Origin of the sequence: Actinomadura kijaniata (assembly GCF_014138665.1) — a bacterium.
GTDB classification, from domain to species: Bacteria; Actinomycetota; Actinomycetes; order Streptosporangiales; family Streptosporangiaceae; genus Spirillospora; species Spirillospora kijaniata.
Window position 1 is genome coordinate 394,880 of record NZ_JACJIA010000009.1, and the last position, 20,899, is coordinate 415,778.

Genomic DNA, 20,899 nt, shown 5'->3' on the forward strand with positions numbered 1-20,899 from the left:
CGACACACGGGACGACCGCGTGGCGACCGTACGACGTCGGCCCCCGCGTCCGCGGGGATGCTCCGTGATACGGCACTTGCGCTACGTCACGACCCGAAGCATGTCATGATCTAGAAATGCGCCGCCGGTGAGGCCTTGACGCGGCCTCACCGGCGGCATCCGCACAGAGCCAAGCCCGATCACCGACAGCGAAGGGGGGAAGCGGCGTCCCCTCCACGCCGCGACTCAGGTGAGCGAGAATCCCGAGGCTCGCGGCGCCGCGGCGGTGCCCCGCCAGGCCGGCGCCCCCTCTCCCGGCGGCCCGTCCGGAGGGTCCGGCGCGGGCGACCCCATCCGCGTGCTGATCGTCGACGACCACGCGCTGTTCCGCCGGGGTCTGGAGATGGTCCTGCAGGGCGAGGACGACATCGAGGTCATCGGCGAGGGCGGCGACGGGCACGAGGCCGTGCAGATGGCCGGCGACCTGCTGCCCGACGTGGTGCTGATGGACATCCGGATGCCGCGGCGCAGCGGCATCGAGGCGTGCAGCGCGATGAAGGAGGCCGCCCCCAGCGCGAAGATCGTCATGCTGACCATCAGCGACGAGGAGGAGGACCTCTTCGAGGCGATCAAGGCCGGGGCCAGCGGTTACCTGCTCAAGGAGATCTCCATCGACGAGGTCCCGCAGGCGGTGCGCGCGGTGCACGGCGGCCAGTCGCTGATCAGCCCGTCGATGGCCTCCAAGCTGATCACCGAGTTCGCGGCGCTGGCCAAGCGCTCCTCCGAGCGCACCCAGCAGGTCCCCGCGCCCCGCCTCACCGAGCGGGAGATGGAGGTCCTGCGCCTGGTCGCCCGCGGCCTGGGCAACCGGGAGATCGCCAAGGAGCTGTTCATCTCCGAGAACACGGTGAAGAACCACGTCCGCAACATCCTGGAGAAGCTCCAGCTCCACTCCCGGATGGAGGCCGTGGTCTACGCCGTCCGCGAGAAGCTGCTGGAGATCACCTGACCGGTCGGCGGCGCCGGTGGCGCTGCCGACACCGGCGAAAGCGTTTTGTCGGTGTTGTGGCATAGCATCGCGGCGTGCCTGACCTCGACCTGACCCCCGACGAGGCGCGCCGCCTGCAACTGCGCGCGCAAGGACTGATCGGCGCGGACGCCCGCCGCCGCGGCGTGCCCGGCGTCCTGGACCGCCTGGGCGCGGTCCAGCTCGACACGATCTCCGTGCTGGCCCGCTCGCACGAGCTGGTGCCCTACGCCCGGCTCGGCGCGACCGGCCGCGCCGCCGTCGAGACCGCCTACTGGGGCGGGACGGACGGCGCGCTGGACGGTCCCCGCCCGCCCCGCACCTTCGAGTACTGGGCGCACGCCGCCTCGATCATCCCGGTCCGGGACTGGCCGCTGTTCGCCTTCCGCCGCCGCCACTACGCCGAACGCGGCCACCGCTGGCACCAGGTCTCCGCGGAGGCGGTGGCCGACGTCCGCGCCCGGCTGGCGGCCGAGGGCCCGCTGACCACCCGCGAGCTGGGCGGCGCCCGCTCCGGGACCGGCGACGGCACCATGACCGACTCCTGGCGGTGGAGCGAGCACAAGATCGCCGTGGAGTGGCTGCTGGACCTCGGCGAGGTCGTCTGCGTCCGCCGGATCGGCTGGCGGCGCGTCTACGACCTGGCCGACCGGGCGATCCCCGCCGACCTGCGGGACGCCGACCCCGACGACGCGACCTGCCTGACCGAGCTGGTCCGCCGGGCCGGGCGGGCGCTGGGCGTCGCGACCCGCGCCGACCTGGCCGACTACTACCGCCTCAGACGCGACCAGGTGGAGGCCGCCCTCCCGGCGACCGGCCTGGTCCCGGTGAACGTCGCGGGCTGGCGCGACGCCGCGTTCGCCGACCCCGACGCGCTGGCCGAGCCCGTCCGGGGCCGCCACGCCACCACGCTGCTGTCGCCGTTCGACTCCCTGGTGTGGGACCGCGCCCGCACCTCCCGCGTCTTCGGCTTCGACCACCGGCTGGAGGCGTACGTGCCGAAGGCCAAGCGCGTCCACGGCTACTTCACGATGCCGGTCCTGGCGGGCGGCCGGCTGATCGGCCGCGTCGACCCCGCCCGCGAGGGCCGCACCCTGGTCGCCCGCCAGGTCTCGCTGGAGCCCCGGGCCGCCACGCCCGGCCGCCTCGCCGCCTCCTGCGCCGCCGTCCACGAGGCGATGCGCCGGGCCGCGGAGTGGGTCGGCTGCGACGACGTCCGCGTCGAGCGGTGCGACCCGCCCGAGCTGGCGCGCGTTCCCTGACGGGCGCCTGACGGGCGCCTGACCGGGTCCCGCCGGGAGGGTCGTCGGCGGTCCGGTCGGGTCGGCTTCACCGGACCGTCACTTGATCATCTTTTGCGGTGCACCTTCCGTTGATGGGGTGTGCGCGATCGGCGGACCCGCCGGTCGGCACACCTCTCCGAGTTCGAAGGAGCGTCCGGATGCGCGTCCGCACCCGACCGGGCACGATCGCCGCCTGCGCCGTCGCGATGGCGGGCCTCACGGTGGCCACGGCCACCCCGGCCTCGGCGGCCGCCCTCAACGTCCCCGTCCACGGCACCTCGGGCTACCTGCTGGGCCGCGGCTACTTCCACCCGGGCCTGCCCGGCTCGATCGAGGCCTACGACGCGTACTGCGACGGCGACAACGGGATCATCGCCGCCCTCTACGTCATCCGGGACGGCCAGTGGACGCGCAGCGCCCTGGCGAGCGTGCGCGGGTGCGGCTCGACCAACCGCAACAGCCTCGGCGACAACAGCCCGCGCCCCGGCTACGACGAGTACGTGCGCCTGCGGGTGTGCAAGCTGCTGCCCGACGGCGCCTGGAAGGACTGCAAGGACCACTTCACCTACAACTCCGACCGCGTGGCCTGAGCCCACCCGGGAACCGGCCCGGCCGGAACGGTCGGAACGGCCGGAAAAGGCGACGGCCCGCCGAGGATCGCTCCTCGGCGGGCCGTCGTCGGTCCCGTCCCCGGCTCAGCCGTGCGGGGTGTGCTGGGTGTCGGTCTTGACCGGCTTGTCGAGGGTCTCGCCCGCCGGGCCGCCGCGCCGCTTGTCGGTGCGCTTGCCGAACAGGGAGTAGTCCACGATCTCCGGAATGACGCGCGGGGCGTCCACGACCACGTCGGAGAACACGTGCACCACGGCGCTGACCACGAAGCCGACCGCGATGACCGCGACGCCCGCCCAGAACAGCACCCAGTTCGGGCCCAGGCACAGCGCCACCCCGCCGAGCGCGAACCCGATGAAGATGATGGTGACGGCCACCCACGAACTCGGGCGGCCGGCGTGCGACCCGAGCGACTTGTCAGACATATGCGCCTTCCTCAGAGCCTGTGAAAAACCGGGGAACATCCCCGCAGGTGCGAGGCCGACGGTATTGGCATGCCCCGGCCGATCTCCGCCATTGTAATCCCCGCCCCGTGATCATGACCTGGTGGGGACCCGGTGCCGACCTGGTGGGGGAGGCGACGGCGTCCCTACCCGCCACGCGGCACGGGTAACCGGCGATCGGGGGGAGGCGGCGCCGCGCCGCGCCCGCACGCCTGTCGTGGATTGCGTTCCGCGCGTAACCTAGACCATTCTGTGTCTCGCCTACGATGGGCATCGTACGTGTGGTGTGCGTGCCGCCCTCCGGCGGTGACCCACGATCTGCAAGGAGCCTCCTAGAGTGCCGCCAGTCATCGACAAGATCCTTCGTGCGGGCGAAGGCAAAATCCTGCGCAAGCTCAAGAAGCTCGCGGATCAGGTCAACTCGATCGAGGAGGACTTCCTCGAAATGAGCGACGCCGAGCTGCGTGAGCTGACCGACAAGTACCGCGAACGCATCGCCGAGGGCGAGAGCCTCGACGACCTGCTCCCCGAAGCGTTCGCGACCGCCCGCGAGGCCGCGCGCCGCGTGCTCGGCCAACGCCACTACGACGTTCAGATCATGGGCGGCGCGGCGCTGCACCTGGGCAACATCGCCGAGATGAAGACCGGTGAGGGCAAGACCCTGACCTGTGTCCTCCCGGCCTACCTGAACGCGCTGTCGGGCGAGGGCGTGCACGTCGTCACCGTCAACGACTACCTCGCCAAGCGCGACGCCGAGTGGATGGGCCGCGTGCACCAGTTCCTCGGGCTCGAAGTGGGCGTCATCCTCCCGCAGATGACCCCCGAGGAGCGTCGCGCCGCGTACAACTGCGACATCACCTACGGCACCAACAACGAGTTCGGCTTCGACTACCTGCGCGACAACATGGCCTGGAGCCTGGAGGAGTGCGTCCAGCGCGGCCACAACTTCGCGATCGTCGACGAGGTCGACTCCATCCTCATCGACGAGGCCCGGACCCCGCTGATCATCTCCGGCCCGGCCGAGCAGAACTCCAAGTGGTACTCCGAGTTCGCCAAGCTCGTACCGCGGCTCAAGCGCGCCGAGCCGATCCCCGGTGAGATCGACAAGTACGGTCCCGGCGACTACGAGGTCAACGAGAAGAAGCGCACCGTCGGCATCACCGAGGCGGGCGTCGAGAAGGTCGAGGACTGGCTCGGCATCGACAACCTCTACGACTCGGTCAACACGCCGCTGGTCAGCTTCCTCAACAACGCCCTCAAGGCCAAGGAGCTGTACAAGCGCGACAAGGACTACATCGTCGCCAACGGCGAGGTCCTGATCGTCGACGAGTTCACCGGCCGCATCCTGCACGGCCGCCGCTACAACGAGGGCATGCACCAGGCCATCGAGGCCAAGGAAGGTGTGGCGATCAAGGACGAGAACCAGACGCTCGCCACGATCACCCTCCAGAACTACTTCCGCCTCTACAACAAGCTGTCCGGCATGACCGGCACGGCCGACACCGAGGCCGCGGAGTTCAACAAGACCTACAAGATCGGCGTGGTGCCGATCCCGACGAACAAGCCGATGGTCCGCAAGGACCAGGCCGACGTCGTCTACAAGACCGAGCAGGCCAAGTTCGAGGCGGTCGTCGACGACATCGCCGAACGCCACGAGAAGGGCCAGCCGGTCCTGGTCGGCACGACCTCGGTCGAGAAGTCCGAGCGGCTGTCCAAGATGCTCAAGCGGCGCGGCATCCCGCACCAGGTGCTGAACGCCAAGCACCACGAGCAGGAGTCGGCGATCGTCGCGGAGGCGGGCCGCAAGGGCGCCGTCACCGTCGCCACCAACATGGCCGGTCGAGGCACCGACATCATGCTCGGCGGCAACCCCGACTTCCGCGCCGACCTGGAGCTGCACCAGCGCGGCCTGTCCCCGCTGGAGACTCCCGAGGAGTACGAGGCGGCCTGGCCCGAGGCGCTGGAGAAGGCCAAGGAGGCCGTCAAGGGCGAGCACGAGGAGGTCGCCGAACGGGGCGGCCTGTACGTGCTGGCCACCGAGCGGCACGAGTCGCGGCGCATCGACAACCAGCTGCGCGGCCGCTCCGGCCGTCAGGGCGACCCGGGCGAGTCCCGCTTCTACCTGTCCCTCGAGGACGACCTGATGCGGATGTTCAACTCCGCCCGCGTCGAGGCGATCATGACGCGCCTCAACATCCCCGACGACGTGCCGATCGAGTCCAAGGTCGTCAGCGGCGCGATCAAGTCGGCGCAGAGCCAGGTCGAGCAGCAGAACTTCGAGATGCGCAAGAACGTCCTGAAGTACGACGAGGTGCTCAACCGCCAGCGCAAGGTCATCTACGCCGAGCGCCGCAAGGTGCTGGAGGGCGCCGACCTCAGCGACCAGATCCGCAACATGATCCACGAGGTCGTGGACGGCTACGTCGCGGGCGCCACCGGCGAGGGCTTCGCCGAGGAGTGGGACCTGGACAAGCTGTGGAAGGCGTTCAAGCAGCTCTACCCGGTCTCCCTGACGGTGGACGGCCTCGTCGAGGACATCGGCGGCGACATCTCCTCGCTGGACGCCGAGACCCTCGCCGAGAAGATCCGCGAGGACGCCCTCGCCGCGTACGAGAAGCGCGAGCAGGAACTCGGCACCGAGGTCATGCGCGAGCTGGAGCGCCGCGTCGTCCTGTCGGTCCTGGACCGCAAGTGGCGCGAGCACCTCTACGAGATGGACTACCTCCAGGAGGGCATCGGCCTGCGGGCCATGGCGCAGCGCGACCCGCTGGTCGAGTACCAGCGCGAGGGCTACGACATGTTCAACGCGATGCTCGACGGCATCAAGGAGGAGTCGGTCGGCTACCTGTTCAACCTCGAGGTCGAGGTCGAGGAGCAGCCGCAGGCCCCGGTCGTCGGCGCCAAGCCGGTCGCGCTGGACAAGACCGGCCCGGCGGACGCCGAGTCCACCGAGTCCACCGAGTCCGATGAGTCCGATGAGGACGCCGAGAAGTCCGGCAAGGCCGACGCGCCGGTGATCCACGCCAAGGGCATCGACGAGCCCGACCGTCCGAAGAAGCTCGACTACACCGCTCCCTCGCTGGACAGCGAGGACGGCATCGAGCACCACTCGGAGGTGGAGAAGGACCCGTACGCGGGCACCAACCGCAACGACCCGTGCCCCTGCGGCTCGGGCAAGAAGTACAAGCGGTGCCACGGCGGTCCGGCCAAGTGAGCCCTGACCGTTGATGTGAACGGCCCCTGGGAGTTCTCCCGGGGGCCGTTTTTTTGGTTGGGGGTGTGTAGACCCCCAGGGGTTTGGGGCCTGTGTGGGGGCTTGGCGAAAGCGGGGGTTGGGGTTTCCGGTTGGGTGTAGACCCCCGATATTGCTGGGGGTCTGTGGGGAGGGCTTAGCGAAAGCGGCTGTGTTGGCCTTGGGGGGACCGTCCCCCCAAACCCCCACATCGGGCCCGCGCACGCCGAAAGACTTCGCTGGCGCTTCGCTTTCGGCGTGCTGCGAACCCTGGCAAGGGGGCCAGCCCCCTTGGACCCCCGGCGAGGGACTCCGTCCCCCACACCCCCTGGCAGGGCTCCGCCCCACACCCCGGCAGGGGACTCCGTCCCCTACAACCCCTCGTGGGGCTTCGCCCCTTGGCCTGGACCCCTACCCCTTGGCAGAGAACTCCGCCTCCTGCGTCCCCTCCATCGCGGGTTGAAGGTTGCCGGGTCCCTGTCCCTGGTCGATCGGGCGCAACCTTCCGGGGCGGGTTCAACGGAAGCGTTGAATCCATGGTCACAGACGAGAGAACACAGACGGGGACGGGTGCCGCCGCGCGCTGGTGGACGTTGGCGGTGGTGAGCGCGGCTCAGCTGCTGGTGGTCCTGGACGGCACGATCGTGAACATCGCCCTTCCGTCGGCGCAGCGGGCCCTGGGGCTGACGGACGGGAACCGGCAGTGGGCGATCACCGCCTACGCGCTGGCGTTCGGCGGGCTGCTGCTGGTCGGCGGTCGGGTCGGCGGGATGCTCGGGCACCGGCGCGCGTTCGTGGTCGGGCTGGTCGGGTTCGCCGCCGCGTCCGCGCTGGGCGGTGCGGCGGTCGACGCGGCGACGCTGTTCGGCGCGCGGGCCCTTCAGGGGGCGTTCGCCGCCGTGCTCGCGCCCGCCGGGCTGTCGCTGCTGGCGACCGCCTTCACGCGGCCCCGGGAACGCGGGCTGGCGTTCGGGGTGTTCGCGGCGGTCGGCGCGGGGGGCGCGGCGGTCGGGCTGGTCGCCGGTGCGCTGCTGACCCAGTACGCGGACTGGCGGTGGTGCCTGTACATCAACGTGCCCGTCGCGCTGCTGGCCCTGCTCGGCACGCGTCTGGTGCCCGCGGACCGGCCGGGCCGGGCGCGGGTGGACGTTCCCGGGGCGCTGCTCAGCGTCGCGGGCGTCGGCGCGGTGGTCTACGGGTTCGGCCGGGCCGAGGCGCTCGGCTGGGGGTCGGCGGAGGTGCTGGGGCTGCTGGTCGGCGGGGTGGCGCTGCTGGCGGCGTTCGTCGCCGTCGAGGTCCGCGCGTCCGAGCCGCTGCTGCCGATGCGGGTGCTGCTGCACCGCGCCCGCGCGGGGGCGTTCCTCGCCATCACCCTGGTGTCGGTGGCGATGTACGGGTTCTACCTGTTCATGAGCTACTACATGCAGGGGACGCTGGGGTACTCGCCGGTGCGGACGGGTCTGGTGATGCTCGTCAACGTCGGGGCCACGCTGGTCGGGTCGACGCTCGTCGCCGGACGGCTGCACGGGCGCGTCCCGCCCGCCGCCCTGGTCCTGCCGGGGCTGCTCGTCACGGCGGCGGGGATGCTCGTGCTGACCCGGCTGGAGGTCGGCGGCGCGAACGTCCTCGTCCTGTTCCTGCTGCCCGCCCTGGTGCTCACCGGGCTCGGTTTCGGGTGCGTCATGCCCCCGACCGCCGGGCTCGCCACGGCGGAGCTGTCCGCGCGTGACATCGGAGTCGCCTCGGCCGCCTACAACGCCGCCCAGCAGCTGGGAGCGGCCCTGGGCGTCGCGCTGCTGAACACGCTCGCGGCCGGGAGCGCGGCCGTCGTGGACGGCTACACGAACGCGTTGATGGTCGCGTTCGTGCTGCTGGTGGGCGCGGCGGTCGTCGTCGCGCCGCTGATCCCCAGGTCCCGGTGAAAAAGGCCGTGGCGGGCCGTCCCGGAGGACGGCCCGCCACGGCGGGGTGCGGTGCCCGTCAGTGCGCCTCGGCCTTACGGGCGCGCTTCTTCTCACCGGCCGCGATCTCGGGGGAGGCGGCGGGGTCGGCGGCGACCGAGTCCTCGCCCTCCGGCTCCCGGCCCGGCGTCGCGAAGTTGAACTTCTGGATCAGGAACTTGAAGATCACGTAGTAGAGGACGAAGTACAGGACGCCCATGCCGAGGATCAACGGCAGACCCTTGGTGTTGTCCTTGGTCATGTTGAGCAGCATGTCGATGCCGCCCGCCGAGAAGCCGAAGCCGAGCTGGGCTCCCGCGGCCTCCAGCACCGCCATCGAGATGCCGGTCAGCACCACGTGCACGGCGTACAGGACCGGCGCGACGAACATGAACGCGAACTCGATCGGCTCGGTGACGCCGGTGACGAACGCGGTCAGCGCGGCGGAGATCATGATGCCGCCGACGGCCGGGCGGCGGTGCGCCGGGGCGGCGCGCCACATGGCCAGCGCGGCGCCGGGCAGGCCGAACATCAGGACCGGGAAGAAGCCCGCCAGGAAGCCGCCCGCGTTCGGGTCGCCGGCCAGGTAGCGGTTGATCTCGCCGTGGACGACGCCGTCGGCGCCCTGGTAGTCGCCGAACACGAACCAGATCAGGGAGTTCGGGATGTGGTGCAGGCCGAACGGCAGCAGCAGGCGGTTGACGACACCGTAGATGCCGGCGCCCGCCGCGCCCGCGCCGGTCACCCAGTTGCCGAAGTCGGCGAGCAGGCCTCCCAGCACCGGCCAGACGAAGCCGATGACGACGCCCAGCGCCAGCGCGGCCAGCGCCGTGACGATCGGAACGAACCGGCGACCGCCGAAGAACGCCAGGTAGACGGGCAGCTTGACCCGGTAGAAGCGCTGGTACAGGAGGGCGGCGACGACGCCGATGAGGATGCCGCCCAGCACGTCGGTGGGGTTCTTGGCGCCCCAGTTGATGACCTCCTTGGGCGCGCCGTCGGCGACCTGGGTCATCATGACCTTGGCCTTCAGCTCGGCGTTGTCGCCGAGCGAGAACATGACCTTGGAGACCCGGTCGAACACCAGGTACCCGACCACGGCGGCCAGGGCGGTGGAGCCGTCGGCCTTCTTGGCGAAGCCGATCGCCACGCCCACCGCGAACAGCAGCGGCATGAACTGGAACAGCGCGTTGCCGGCCTCGCCGACGACCGAGGCGACGCTGTTCCAGCCGAGGCCGTCCTTGCCGAGCATGTCATCCTGGCCGAAGCGCAGGAGCAGCGCGGCGGCGGGCAGTACGGCGATCGGCAGCATGAGGCTGCGGCCGATCCGCTGGAGGACCGCGAACGCGCCGGAACCGCGCCTGGGCGCGGCCGACCCTTCCGCTGCTGTTACCGAACTCATCAGGGGGTTCCTCTCCTCGAATTACCGGGGGTGGGAGCGCGACGGGGGGTTTCCGAGCGCCGTGTGGATCTGGTAGCGGTCGGCCCGGTAGGTCGACACGCCCAGCTCGGCGCACACGCCGCCCATGTAGGAGCGGCGTTGCAGGAGCAGCACGGCGCTGCCGCGGGGGATCTGCAGGTGGCGGGCGTCGGTGGCGTCCGCCAGCCCGGCGTCGATGGTCTGGTCTCCGGCGTCGAAGACCAGGCCGTACACCGCCTCCAGCACCCCGTACAGGGAACGGTCGGCCAGCCGCCGTTCCAGCAGGTCGGGGGCGAGGGAGGCGAGAACGTGGGACCGCTCCACGGCCATCGGCTCGCCGTCGGCGGTGCGCAGCCGTTCGATCACGTGGAGCCGCGTGCCCACCTCCACGTCGAACCGGCGGGCCAGCCGCGCGTCGGCGGGGATGGTGCGGCGGTCCAGGTCGATCGCGCCCGGCCGCATCCCGCGGGCCAGCATGTCCTCGGTGAACGAGACCAGTCGCAGCGGCACCTCGATCTTGGGCCGGGCCACGAAGGTGCCCTTGCCGGGCACCCGGTAGAGCCGGCCCTCGGAGACCAGCTGGTCCACGCCCTGCCGCACGGTCATCCGCGACAGCCCGTACCGCGCGCACAGCTCGCGCTCCGAGGGGATCGGGGCGTCGACGGGCAGCTCCGCGCTCTCGATCAGGTCGAGCAGGATCGCGCGGAGCTGGAAGTACTTGGGGACGGGACTGGTCGGGTCAATGGTCGTCACGGGGAGTCCTCAGTTCGGGTCCGGAAGTAAAGATCATCCGCACCGACTGTGCCGGATCCGTGGCCGGATCAACATGGTTCGTACTGGTCTAGGCCGGACTAGACCACACGTCCCAAGTGTGTGTCAACGCTCGGCGTGATGACGACCGGCGGGCATCACGATCCCGCAACAGAACTGCAAAGGTGCAGGTCATAGGTGTGCGGCGGAACGGCGAGGGGGTGGGCCGGCCCGAGCGGCGGAGTCGGGGGGCCGCCGCCCGGTCCCGCCTGTCCGCGTCCGGTCACGCCGGGGTGGGCCGGTCCGGTCCGCTCGCTGGGGCGGTCTGGTCCTCGTCCTTCTCGCGGCCCGGTGTCGGCAGGTCGAGTTTCTTGATCAGGAAGTAGAAGACCGCGTAGTAGAGGGCGAAGTACAGGACGCCCATGCCGATGATCAGCGGGAGCTGGCGGGTGTTGCTCTTGGTCGCGTTCAGGACCATGTCGATCAGGCCCGCCGAGAACGCGAACCCGAGCTGGGCGTCCGCCGCCGCCAGCACGAACATCGAGACGCCGGTCAGCACCACGTGGATGCCGTACAGCAGCGGCGCGACGAACATGAACGCGAACTCGATCGGCTCGGTGATGCCGCAGACGAACGCGGTCAGCGCCGACGAGATCATCAGGCCGCCGACCGCCGGGCGCCGGGCCGGGGGAGCGGCCCGCCAGATCGCCATGGCCGCGCCGGGCAGGCCGAACATCAGCACCGGGAAGAACCCCGCCAGGAACGTGCCCGCGTGCGGGTCGCCCGCCAGGTAGCGGCTGATCTCGCCGTGCGCCGCCTGCCCCGTGCCGGGCGGCGTGTAGGAGCCGAACACGAACCAGATCAGGGAGTTCAGGATGTGGTGCAGGCCGACCGGCAGCAGCAGCCGGTTGGCCATGCCGTAGATGCCCGCGCCGATCGCGCCGAGCCCGGTGAGCCAGTCGCCGAACGAGTCGATCCAGTCGCCGAGCGTCGGCCAGACGAGGCCGAACACCACGCCCAGCACCAGCGCCGCCGCCGCGCTGACGATCGGCACGAACCGGCGGCCGCCGAAGAACGCCAGCCACGACGGCAGCTTCACCCGGTAGAAGCGCTGGTAGAGCAGCGCGACCATGATCCCGACGGCGATGCCGCCGAGCACCTGGGTGGGGTTCTTGGTGCCGAGGTCCAGGACCTCCGTCAGCGAGCCGTCGTCCTGCCGGGACAGCTTGGCGACCCCGGCCTTCAGCTCCCCGCTGTGGAAGAACAGCGTCCGGGAGACGCGGTCGAACACCAGGTAGGCGACCACGGCGGCCAGGGCGGTGGAGCCGTCGGACTTCTTGGCGAAGCCGATCGCCACCCCCACGGCGAACAGGATCGCCAGGTTGTCCAGCAGCACGCCGCCGGCGGCGGCGAAGACCTCGGCGACGCGGTCCCAGCCCAGGCCGTCCTCGCCGAGCAGGTCGTTCTGGCCCAGCCGCAGCAGGATCCCGGCGGCGGGCAGCACGGCGATCGGCAGCATGAGGCTGCGGCCGATCCGCTGGAGGACGGCGAACGTGGCCGACCAGGCGCGTCCGAACCCGCCGGACGCGCCGCCGGTCTCGGCGGACATGGAACTCATGCGCGGACGACCTCCCCCGTGCGGGCCGTCCCGAGCGAGTCCGGCCCGACATCTTCGCGCTATCCGTTTCGTGGAGTATGGTGACGGCTGGTCTAGTCCGGCCTAGACCAGTTGTAGGCCAGTCGTCGAGGGCGGCGACCGGTGGTTATGGCGTCACGGAGAGTGCCCGACGAATGGCATCGCTTCTCATCACCGCGAACAGCTTGATCGCTTCCCCCGACGGGGGTCCTACCCGTCTGCTGGGGCCGGGATACGTCCGGGCCGAGGACGGAGTGATCACGCGGGTGGGCGAGGGCCGGCCGGACGGTGTCCCGGACGTGGAGATCACCGCGGGCATGCTCGTGCCGGGCCTGGTGGACCTCCAGGTCAACGGCTTCTTCGGGCACGACCTGGCCGACGCCGACGAGGTCGGCTGGAAGGAGGTCGTCACCCGTCTCCCCGAGACCGGTGTGACGGCGTTCCTGCCCACGTTCGTCACCGCGCCCGTCGAGCGGCAGGCCGCCGCGCTGCGCTCCACCGCCGAGCTGCTGCCGCGCCTGCCGCCGGGCGCGAGGGTCCTCGGCGTCCACCTCGAAGGGCCGTTCCTGGCGCAGGGGCGCAGGGGCGCCCACAACGCCGCCCACATGACCGACCCCACCCCGGACGCCGTCGCCGCGCTGCTGGAGACCGGCCTGGTCCGGCTGGTCACCCTCGCGCCCGAACGCGACGGCGCGCTCGCCGCGATCCGCGCCCTCACCGAGCGCGGAGTGCTGGTCGGCGTCGGCCACAGCGACGCCACCGCCGACCGGGTGAGGGCCGCCGCCGACGCCGGGGCCCGCAAGGTCACCCACGTCTTCAACGCCCAGTCCGGCGTCCACCACCGCGCCCCGGGCGTCGCCGTGCAGGCCCTCATCGACGACCGGCTGCACCCCGGCCTGATCGTGGACCTGCACCACGTCGCCCCGCAGGTGTGCGAGCTGGTCTTCCGGGCCGCCGGGGGACGCGTCGTGCTGGTCACCGACGCCGCCGCCCCCGCCGGGATGCCGCCGGGCGCCTACGCGCTGGGCGGCGAGCCGATCGTCCTGCCCGAGCAGGGCCCGCCGCGGCGCGCCGACGGCACCATCGCCGGGTCCGGCCTGCGGCTGGACGAGGCGATCGGCAACACCATCGCGCTCGGCGTCGACCCGGTGACCGCCGTGGACGCGGCGACCCGGGTCCCCGCCGACCTGATCGGCAGGTCCGACCTCGGCCGCATCGCCCCCGGCGCCGCCGCCGACCTGACCTGGCTCGGCCCGGACCTCCGGGCGCATGCGACATGGATCAACGGGCAGAACGTCAGCAGAGGGGGATCATGAGCACCAGCCGAATGCGCGCCGAGATCGGTGAGCAGCCGGGCGCGCTGCGCCGCACGCTGGAGGGGCTCCTGCCGCGGGTCGGCGACATCGCCGACCTGGCGCGGGAGACCCGCCAGGTGCTGTTCATCGCGCGCGGGTCGTCCGACAACGCCGCCGTGTACGGCCGCTACCTGGTGGAGTCGCACGCCGGGCGGCTCGCCACGCTGGCCGCGCCGTCCATCGCGACCACCTACCGCAGGAAGGTCGATCTGGACGGCGTGCTGGCCGTGGCGATCAGCCAGTCCGGCAAGACCGAGGAGATCGTCCAGACCATGGAGTGGGCGGCCTCCTGCGGGGCCCGCACCGTGGCGGTCACCAACGGGCACGGCTCGCCGCTGGCCGAGGCCGCCGAGGTCGCGCTGCTCACCGAGGCCGGCGACGAGCTGGCCGTTCCGGCGACCAAGACCTACACCACCCAGCTCGCCGCCCTGGCCGTGCTCGGCCTCGGCCTCGGCGCCGACGTGGACCGGGCCGACCTGGACCGCGTCCCCGACGAGGTGGAGCGCCTGATCGCCGCCACCGAGGCGTCGCCCGCGCTGCCCGAGATCGTCGGGGAGCTCGCGCGGGTGCCCGGCGCCGTGGTGTCCGGGCGCGGCATCGCGTTCGGCACCGCGCTGGAGCTGGCCCTGAAGATCAAGGAGGCGTGCTACCTGCACGCCATGGGCCTGTCCTACGCCGACCTGCTGCACGGCCCGATCGCGGTCGTCGACGCCCAGACCCCGGCGCTGCTGGTGGCCGCCGACGACGGCCCGACGCTGCCCGGCACGATCGCGCTGGCCGAGCGGGTGCGGTCGGCCGGGGCCAAGGCGTTCACCGTCGGCGGCGGCGCGGGCCTGGCGGGCGCCGGGAACGCCGCGCTGGCCGGTCCCGACCTGCCCGAGTGGGTCGCCCCGCTCGGCCTGATCGTCCCCGGCCAGATCCTGGTCGAGAACCTGGCCCGCGCCCTGGGGCTCGACCCCGACGTCCCGCGCGGCCTGAACAAGGTCACCCAGACCGACTGACGGACCCCGCCGACCCGGCGACACCACCCCAAGGAGAAGCAATGGACAAGGCCGAGGCCATCGTCGCCGCGCTGGGCGGCGCCGACAACATCACCGAGATCGAGCCCTGCGCCACCCGGCTGCGCACCGAGGTCGAGGACGCCGGCCTGGTCGACGAGGCCGCGCTCAAGGCCGCGGGCGCGTTCGGCGTCATGCGCGCCGGCAACGTCGTCCAGGTCGTCGTCGGCCCCGAGGCCGACACCATCGCCAGCGACATCGAGGACATCCTCGACTAGTTCCGGCTGGAGGCCGTCATGACGAAGGTTCTGTCCCCGGTCGCCGGTCGCGTGGTCGGCCTGGCGGGCGTGCCCGACCCGGTGTTCGCGCAGGCCATGGTCGGTCCGGGCACCGCCGTCGACCCGGTGCGCGAGCCCGGTCCGGCGCTCGCCCCGGTCACCGGGAAGATCGTGAAGCTGCACCCGCACGCGTTCGTCGTCGTGGACGCCGAGGGCCACGGGGTGCTGGTCCACCTGGGCATCGACACCGTCCAGCTCAAGGGCGAGGGCTTCGAGCTGCTGGCCGCCGAGGGCGAGCAGGTCACCGCCGGGCAGCCGCTGGTGAACTGGAACCCCGCCGCGGTCGAGGCCGGGGGGCGCTCCCCGATCTGCGCCGTGGTGGCCCTGGACGCCCCCGCCGAGGCGCTGTCGGAGGTGCTGGAGGACGGCGAGGTGACGAAGGGCGCCGAGCTCTACACATGGAGCTGATCCCGCTGACGGGTGCCGCCTTCGACATGGACGGCACCCTCATCGACACCGAGCCGCGCAACCGGGTGATGTGGGCGCGGCTCTTCGACGCCCACGGCGTCCCGTGCGACGACGCGCTGCTGTCGTCGTTCACGGGGCGCCGCGGCCGGGAGGTGCTGGCCGAGCTGCTGCACCTGTTCCCCGGCCGCGAGGTGGAGGAGCTCTTCCAGCAGGCCGTCGCCCGCGAGAACGACCCGGACCTGCCCCCGGCCCACCCCGTCCCGGGCGCGGTCGAGCTGGTCCGGGGCCTGAGCGCCGCCGGGGTGCCGATCGCGGTGGTGACGTCCGGGATGTGGGGCTACGCCGAACCCATCCTGACGGGGCTCGGCGTGCTCGACCTGTTCGACGCCGTGGTCACCGCCGACGACGTCACCCACGGCAAGCCCCATCCCGAGGGGTTCCTGGCCGCCGCCCGCCTGCTGGGCCTGGACCCCGCCGGGATGGTCGCGTTCGAGGACGCGCCCGCCGGCGTGGCCGCCGTGCGGGCGGCGGGTATGACCTGCATCGGCGTGAGCACCACCCAGACCGCGGACGCGCTGGCCGAGGCCGACCGCGTGGTGCCGAACCTGAAGGAAATAGACGTACTTCCCGGCCCCGCGCTGCGGGTGTCCGGAGGCTGACGAGGAGATAGGTCCGTGACCGAGCGCAACGTCAAGATCCAGTCGACGGTGGGGCTGCACGCCCGGCCCGCCGCGTTGTTCGTGCAGACCGCGGCCAAGGCCCCCATCGAGGTCACCGTCGCCAAGTCCGGCGGGCGGCCGGTCAACGCCAAGAGCATCCTGGCGGTGCTCGGCCTGGACGCCCGGCACGGCGACGAGGTCGTGTTGAGCGCCGAGGGCGAGGGCGCCGACACCGTCCTGGACGAGCTGGAGGCCATCCTGACGGCCCCGGAGCCCGCTGGTGCCTGAGGTCATGAACGGCGCGGGCGTCAGCCCCGGCGTCGGCCACGGGCCCGTCCGCCGCATCGCCGGCGAGGTCCCCGAGCCGCCCGCCGACGCCCGGCACGCCGGTGACGCCGAGGCCGAGAAACGGACCGCCCTGGCGGCGCTGGCCGCCGTCGCCGACGACCTGGAGGCCCGCGCCGCCCGCGCGGCCGAGGTCGGCAACGACGACGGCCGGGACGTGCTGAACGCCCAGGCGCTCATGGCCCGCGACCCCGGCCTGGCCGACGGCACCGCCGCGCGGATCGACCAGGGGGCCGCCGCCGCGCGCGCGGTGTTCGACGCGTTCGGGGTGTACCGCGAGATGCTGGCCGGGGCCGGGGAGTACCTGGCCGCCCGCGTCACCGACCTGGACGACATCCGGGACCGGACCGTCGCGCGGCTGCTGGGCCTGCCGATGCCCGGCGTCCCCGACTCCGACGAGCCGTTCGTGCTGGTCGCGCGGGACCTGGCGCCCGCCGACACCGCCGTGCTGGACCCGGCGAAGGTGGTCGCGTTCGTGACCGAGGAGGGCGGGCCGACCAGCCACACCGCCATCCTGGCGCGCACCATGGGCGTTCCGGCGGTCGTCGCGCTGCCCGGCGCGACCGGCATCGCCGACGGGACCATGGCGCTGGTGGACGGCTCCTCCGGACGGGTCGTGCTCGACCCGGCCGAGGACGAGGTGCGGACCGCCCGCGACGCGGCCGCCGCGCGCGCCGCCGCGCTGCGCGGCGCGACCGGCCCCGGCCAGACCAGGGACGGGCACCGGGTGCCGCTGCTGGCCAACGTCGGCGGCCCCCAGGACCTGGACAACGCGCTGGCCAACGGCGCCGAGGGCGTGGGCCTGTACCGGACCGAGTTCCTGTTCCTGGACCGGGCGACGCCGCCGGCCGACGCCGAGCAGGAGAAGGCCTACCGGAAGGTGCTGGAGGCGTTCCCCGAGGGCCGCGTGGTGGTGCGGGCGCTGGACGCCGGCGCGGACAAGCCGCTGGCGTTCCTGCCGCCCCCCGGCGAGGAGCCGAACCCGGCCCTCGGCGAGCGCGGCCTGCGCATGCTGCGCCGCCACGAGGACGTGCTGTCGGCCCAGCTGTCGGCGCTGTCGCGGGCCGCGTCCGGCCTGACCACCAAGCTCCAGGTCATGGCCCCGATGGTGACCGACGCCGAGGAGGCGGCCTACTTCGCGCGGGCCTGCCGCGACCACGGCATCGACACCCCCGGCGTGATGGTCGAGGTCCCCGCCGCCGCCCTGCGCGCCCGCGACCTGGCGCGGGAGGTGGCGTTCTTCAGCCTGGGCACCAACGACCTCACGCAGTACACCTGCGCGGCCGACCGCCAGCTCGGCGGCCTGGCGTCCCTCCAGGACCCGTGGCAGCCCGCGGTGCTGGACCTGGTGGCGCTGTCGGCGTCGGCCGGGATCCCCTGCGGCGTGTGCGGAGAGGCGGCGGGCGACCCGGCGCTGGCCTGTGTGCTGGTGGGTCTGGGGGTGACGTCCCTGTCGATGAGCGCCCCGTCGCTTCCCCTGGTGCGCGCGGCGCTGGCCCGGCACACGATGGCGGAGTGCCGGACGGCGGCCGACGCGGCCCGCGAGGCCCGCACCGCGGCCGACGCCCGCGCGGCGGCCCGCGAGGCCCTGCCGGGCCTGGCGGAACTGGGGCTGTAGCTCCACGAGAACGAGACGGCGAGGTCACCCGGTGTGGGGGTGACCTCGCCGTCGCGCGTTTCCATGGCGTCAATGGCGCCGTTATGGCGTCACTTGAATTGCTATGGCGCCACCGTGGTGCCATCATGGCGTCATGAATCTCTCCTCCTATGTCGAGAGCCTGCGGCGCGAGCTCGCGGTGGCCGCGGCGGCGGGCGGGGACGAGGCCAGGGCCCTCGCCGAGCGCCTCGTCGCGCCCCTCGACTCGACCGCCCGGCTCGTCCTGCTGGAGGCGCTCTCCGACGCCGCCGACGAGATCACCCGGGAGCTGGTCCCCGGCTCCGTCGAGGTGCGGCTGCGGGGGCGCGACCCCGAGTTCGTGGTGCGGCAGCCGTTCGCGGAGGCCGGGCCGCCGCCCGCGCCGGTGCCGCCCGCGCCGGGCGCGCCCCTGCCGCCCGCGCCCCCGGCCCCGCCCGCGCCGCCCGAGCCCGAGGACCGCGGCACCGCCCGCATCTCCCTGCGCGTTCCCGAGCACCTCAAGCCGCGCATCGAGGAGGCCGCCCGCGCCGAGGGGATCTCGGTCAACGCCTGGCTCGTCCGCGCGATCTCCGGCGCCCTCGACGGCGCGCCCCGCTTCGGCTCCCCCCACCAGCACGGCGGCCAGAGCATCACCGGCTGGGCCCGCTGACCCCGACAGGAGGACCCTCATGCACACCTTCGCAACCCCCGAGCCCATCTCCGTCGCGCTCGACCTGGAGGTCGGTGAGGTGCGCGTCCGCGCCGTCGACTCGGCCGAGACCACCGTCGAGGTCAGGCCCGCCAACGCCGCCCGCGACGCGGACGTGCGGTTCGCCGAGGAGGCCCGCGTGGACTTCACCGGCGGTCAGTTGACCGTGCGCGGCCCGCGGTCGCGGGAGATGTCGCCGCTCGGCCACTGGTTCGGCCGCGGCGGCGCCATCGACGTCGTGATCACGGTCCCTGCGGGCTCCCGGGTGAACGCCCGGGGGCTGGCGGAGTTCCACTGCGAGGGCCGCCTCGGCGACTGCCGCATCACCAGCGGCACGGGCGGGGTCCACGTCGACCGGGCCGACGGGCTGCGGGTGCGGACCGACGACGGCGACGTGTCGGTGAACGCCGTGGCCGGCCCCGTCGAGGTCTTCACCGCCCACGGCGAGATCCGCGTCGGCTCCGCCGGGGGGCCGGTGTCCCTCAAGACCGACCACGGCGACATCGCGCTCGGCGCGGTCTCGGGCGACGCGCGGCTGGTCACCGCGCACGGCGACATCACCGTGGACAGCGCCGACACCGACGTCACCGCCAGGACCTCCAGCGGCCGCGTCCGGGTCGCCTCGGTGGCGTCCGGGACGGCCGACCTGGAGACCGGCGACGGCGACATCGAGGTCGGCGTCGCCAAGGGCACCGCCGCCTGGCTCGACGTCTCCTCCGAGTACGGCCACGTCCGCAGCGACCTGGACCCCGCCGGGACCCCCGACGGCGACGAGGCCGTCGTCCGCGTCCGCGCCCGCACCCAGCACGGCGACGCCGTCATCCGCCACGCGTGATCCGGCCGCCGGAAGCCGCCCGCCGCACCGGCGGGCGGTTTTTCTTTCCGGCGGCTTGAAGTTCGTATTACGAACTAATACAGTTCGTATCGCGAACGAACCCCTTCTCGGAACGGAAGTGATCATCATGGGGCGTACCGTTGTGGTCGTCGGCGGCGGGTACGGCGGCGCCAGCGTCGCCAGGGCACTGGACGAGCGCGCCGACGTCGTGCTGGTCGAGCCGAGGGACGCGTTCGTCCAGAACGCCGTCGCCATGCGCGCGCTGGCCCGGCCCGAGTGGGCCGACAGCATGTTCTTCCCCTACGACCGGCTGCTGGAGCGCGGCCGGGTCGTCCGCGACCGCGCCGTCTCGGTGGAGCCCGGCGGCGTCGAGCTGGCCTCGGGCGAGCGCCTCGCGGCCGACCACGTGGTCATCGCCACCGGCTCCGCCTACCCGTCCCCGTTCAAGACCGGGGCCGCCGACGCCGCCACCGCCCGCGAGGAGATCCTGCGGATCCACAAGGACCTGGCGGCGGCGGACCGCGTGCTGGTCGTCGGCGCGGGGCCGGTCGGCCTGGAGCTGGCGGGCGAGGCCAAGGCGTTCTGGCCGGACAAGCGGATCACGGTGGTGGACCCGGCCGAGCGCCTGCTGCCCGCCTTCCGGGACGACCTGCGCGCGGACCTGCACCGCCACCTGGACGAGCTGGGCGTGGACCTGCGGCTGGGCACCACCGTGGAGACGCCGCCGACCGAGCCGGGGCGCGCCGGGACGTTCACCGTCTCCTCCGGCGACGGGCCGATCACCGCCGACATCTGGTTCCGCGCCTACGGCGTCACCGTCGACACCGCCCACCTGGGGCCTGGGCTGCGGGCCGCGCGCACCCCCGGCGGCCTGCTGCGGGTCACCGGGAACCTCAACGTCGCCGGGCACGCCACCGTGCACGCGGTCGGCGACGTCACCGACCTGCCCGAGGCCAAGATGGCGGGCAACGCCATGCAGCACGCCGAGGTCGTGGCGCAGAACATCCTCGCCGCGCTCGACGGGGAGGGGCCCACGGCCGTCCACCGGCCGTCGCCGATCCCGTTCGTCCTGCTGCCGCTCGGCCCCGACCGGGGCGTCGGCCAGGTGCCGTCCCCGGACGGCCCGGTCGTGCTGCCCGCCGCCGCGGTCGGCGAGTACAAGGGCGCGGACCTGTTCACCGGCCGGTTCAACGACCTGTTCGGCACGTCGCTGCCGGTGCCGGCCTAGGTCGTGTCCGGTGGATCACGATGTGATCCAGAGCAGGGTGCTGACCAGGGTGACGGCTGCTTGGTAGTGCGCGGCGAGTTTGTCATAGCG

19 protein-coding genes are annotated in these 20,899 nt (G+C 72.7%); 15 read left to right on the forward strand and 4 right to left on the reverse strand.

The annotated features are described in order from the left end of the window. Positions 1-229: 229 nt before the first annotated feature. The 3 genes from HNR61_RS31425 (at position 230) to HNR61_RS31435 (ending at position 2,879) form a co-directional block, all read left to right on the forward strand. Positions 230-988: a response regulator gene (locus HNR61_RS31425; protein WP_425544520.1), complete on the forward strand. Its 759-nt coding sequence runs from the start codon at positions 230-232 to the stop codon at positions 986-988. 74 nt (positions 989-1,062) lie between these two features. Further along, positions 1,063-2,268 carry a winged helix-turn-helix domain-containing protein gene (locus HNR61_RS31430; RefSeq protein WP_182846759.1) on the forward strand — a complete coding sequence of 402 codons (1,206 nt, stop codon included), beginning with the start codon at positions 1,063-1,065 and terminating at the stop codon, positions 2,266-2,268. A gap of 179 nt (positions 2,269-2,447) precedes the next feature. Next, positions 2,448-2,879 (forward strand): hypothetical protein, encoded by a 432-nt coding sequence (locus HNR61_RS31435; RefSeq protein ID WP_182846760.1) that lies wholly within the window; start codon positions 2,448-2,450, stop codon positions 2,877-2,879. Between the two features lie 105 nt (positions 2,880-2,984). Here HNR61_RS31435 and HNR61_RS31440 read toward each other — a convergent pair whose 3' ends face one another. Continuing rightward, positions 2,985-3,323, reverse strand: a complete 339-nt coding sequence (locus HNR61_RS31440) for an HGxxPAAW family protein (protein ID WP_067825500.1) — start codon at positions 3,321-3,323, stop codon at positions 2,985-2,987. Between the two features lie 355 nt (positions 3,324-3,678). Here HNR61_RS31440 and secA point away from each other — a divergent pair, with 355 nt between their 5' ends. Then, entirely contained in the window at positions 3,679-6,555 is a 2,877-nt protein-coding gene (gene secA / locus HNR61_RS31445; protein ID WP_182846761.1) for a preprotein translocase subunit SecA, read from the forward strand. 620 nt (positions 6,556-7,175) lie between these two features. Beyond that, the gene (locus tag HNR61_RS31450) at positions 7,176-8,495 is read left to right on the forward strand and encodes an MFS transporter (protein WP_220509990.1); all 1,320 of its coding nucleotides are present in this window, start codon (positions 7,176-7,178) and stop codon (positions 8,493-8,495) included. 58 nt (positions 8,496-8,553) lie between these two features. On the opposite strand, the gene HNR61_RS31455 is transcribed toward HNR61_RS31450, so the two are convergent. The 3 genes from HNR61_RS31455 to HNR61_RS31465 all read right to left on the reverse strand — a co-directional run bounded on the left by HNR61_RS31455 (position 8,554) and on the right by HNR61_RS31465 (position 12,301). Further along, on the reverse strand, positions 8,554-9,915 hold the full coding sequence (locus tag HNR61_RS31455; RefSeq protein WP_182846763.1) for a PTS transporter subunit EIIC: 1,362 nt from the start codon (positions 9,913-9,915) through the stop codon (positions 8,554-8,556). A 21-nt stretch (positions 9,916-9,936) separates the two neighbouring features. Beyond that, positions 9,937-10,686 carry a GntR family transcriptional regulator gene (locus tag HNR61_RS31460; RefSeq protein WP_067825491.1) on the reverse strand — a complete coding sequence of 250 codons (750 nt, stop codon included), beginning with the start codon at positions 10,684-10,686 and terminating at the stop codon, positions 9,937-9,939. Between the two features lie 280 nt (positions 10,687-10,966). After that, a complete protein-coding gene (locus HNR61_RS31465) occupies positions 10,967-12,301 on the reverse strand; it encodes a PTS transporter subunit EIIC (protein WP_246444007.1) in 1,335 nt (444 codons plus the stop codon). Positions 12,302-12,474: 173 nt separating this feature from the next. On the opposite strand from HNR61_RS31465, the gene nagA reads away from it, so the two are divergent. From nagA to HNR61_RS31515, 10 genes are all read left to right on the forward strand, one after another. Beyond that, positions 12,475-13,635, forward strand: coding sequence for an N-acetylglucosamine-6-phosphate deacetylase (gene nagA / locus HNR61_RS31470; RefSeq protein WP_182846764.1), 1,161 nt, complete (start codon positions 12,475-12,477; stop codon positions 13,633-13,635). Beyond that, a complete protein-coding gene (locus tag HNR61_RS31475) occupies positions 13,632-14,675 on the forward strand; it encodes an SIS domain-containing protein (RefSeq protein WP_182846765.1) in 1,044 nt (347 codons plus the stop codon). Before nagA ends, HNR61_RS31475 begins: the two co-directional genes overlap by 4 nt. Further along, positions 14,672-14,950 carry a PTS sugar transporter subunit IIB gene (locus tag HNR61_RS31480; RefSeq protein WP_281186159.1) on the forward strand — a complete coding sequence of 93 codons (279 nt, stop codon included), beginning with the start codon at positions 14,672-14,674 and terminating at the stop codon, positions 14,948-14,950. Before HNR61_RS31475 ends, HNR61_RS31480 begins: the two co-directional genes overlap by 4 nt. A gap of 18 nt (positions 14,951-14,968) precedes the next feature. Further along, the gene (locus HNR61_RS31485) at positions 14,969-15,418 is read left to right on the forward strand and encodes a PTS sugar transporter subunit IIA (RefSeq protein ID WP_182846766.1); all 450 of its coding nucleotides are present in this window, start codon (positions 14,969-14,971) and stop codon (positions 15,416-15,418) included. Beyond that, positions 15,409-16,077 (forward strand): HAD family hydrolase, encoded by a 669-nt coding sequence (locus HNR61_RS31490; protein ID WP_182846767.1) that lies wholly within the window; start codon positions 15,409-15,411, stop codon positions 16,075-16,077. Before HNR61_RS31485 ends, HNR61_RS31490 begins: the two co-directional genes overlap by 10 nt. Before the next feature lie 15 nt (positions 16,078-16,092). Then, the gene (locus HNR61_RS31495) at positions 16,093-16,365 is read left to right on the forward strand and encodes an HPr family phosphocarrier protein (protein WP_182846768.1); all 273 of its coding nucleotides are present in this window, start codon (positions 16,093-16,095) and stop codon (positions 16,363-16,365) included. 4 nt (positions 16,366-16,369) lie between these two features. Continuing rightward, positions 16,370-18,040: a phosphoenolpyruvate--protein phosphotransferase gene (gene ptsP, locus HNR61_RS31500; protein ID WP_220510044.1), complete on the forward strand. Its 1,671-nt coding sequence runs from the start codon at positions 16,370-16,372 to the stop codon at positions 18,038-18,040. A gap of 133 nt (positions 18,041-18,173) precedes the next feature. Next, entirely contained in the window at positions 18,174-18,707 is a 534-nt protein-coding gene (locus HNR61_RS31505; protein WP_182846770.1) for a toxin-antitoxin system HicB family antitoxin, read from the forward strand. A 19-nt stretch (positions 18,708-18,726) separates the two neighbouring features. Further along, positions 18,727-19,581, forward strand: a complete 855-nt coding sequence (locus HNR61_RS31510) for a DUF4097 family beta strand repeat-containing protein (protein WP_182846771.1) — start codon at positions 18,727-18,729, stop codon at positions 19,579-19,581. A gap of 127 nt (positions 19,582-19,708) precedes the next feature. Then, positions 19,709-20,809: an NAD(P)/FAD-dependent oxidoreductase gene (locus tag HNR61_RS31515; RefSeq protein ID WP_182846772.1), complete on the forward strand. Its 1,101-nt coding sequence runs from the start codon at positions 19,709-19,711 to the stop codon at positions 20,807-20,809. Positions 20,810-20,899: the final 90 nt, after the last annotated feature.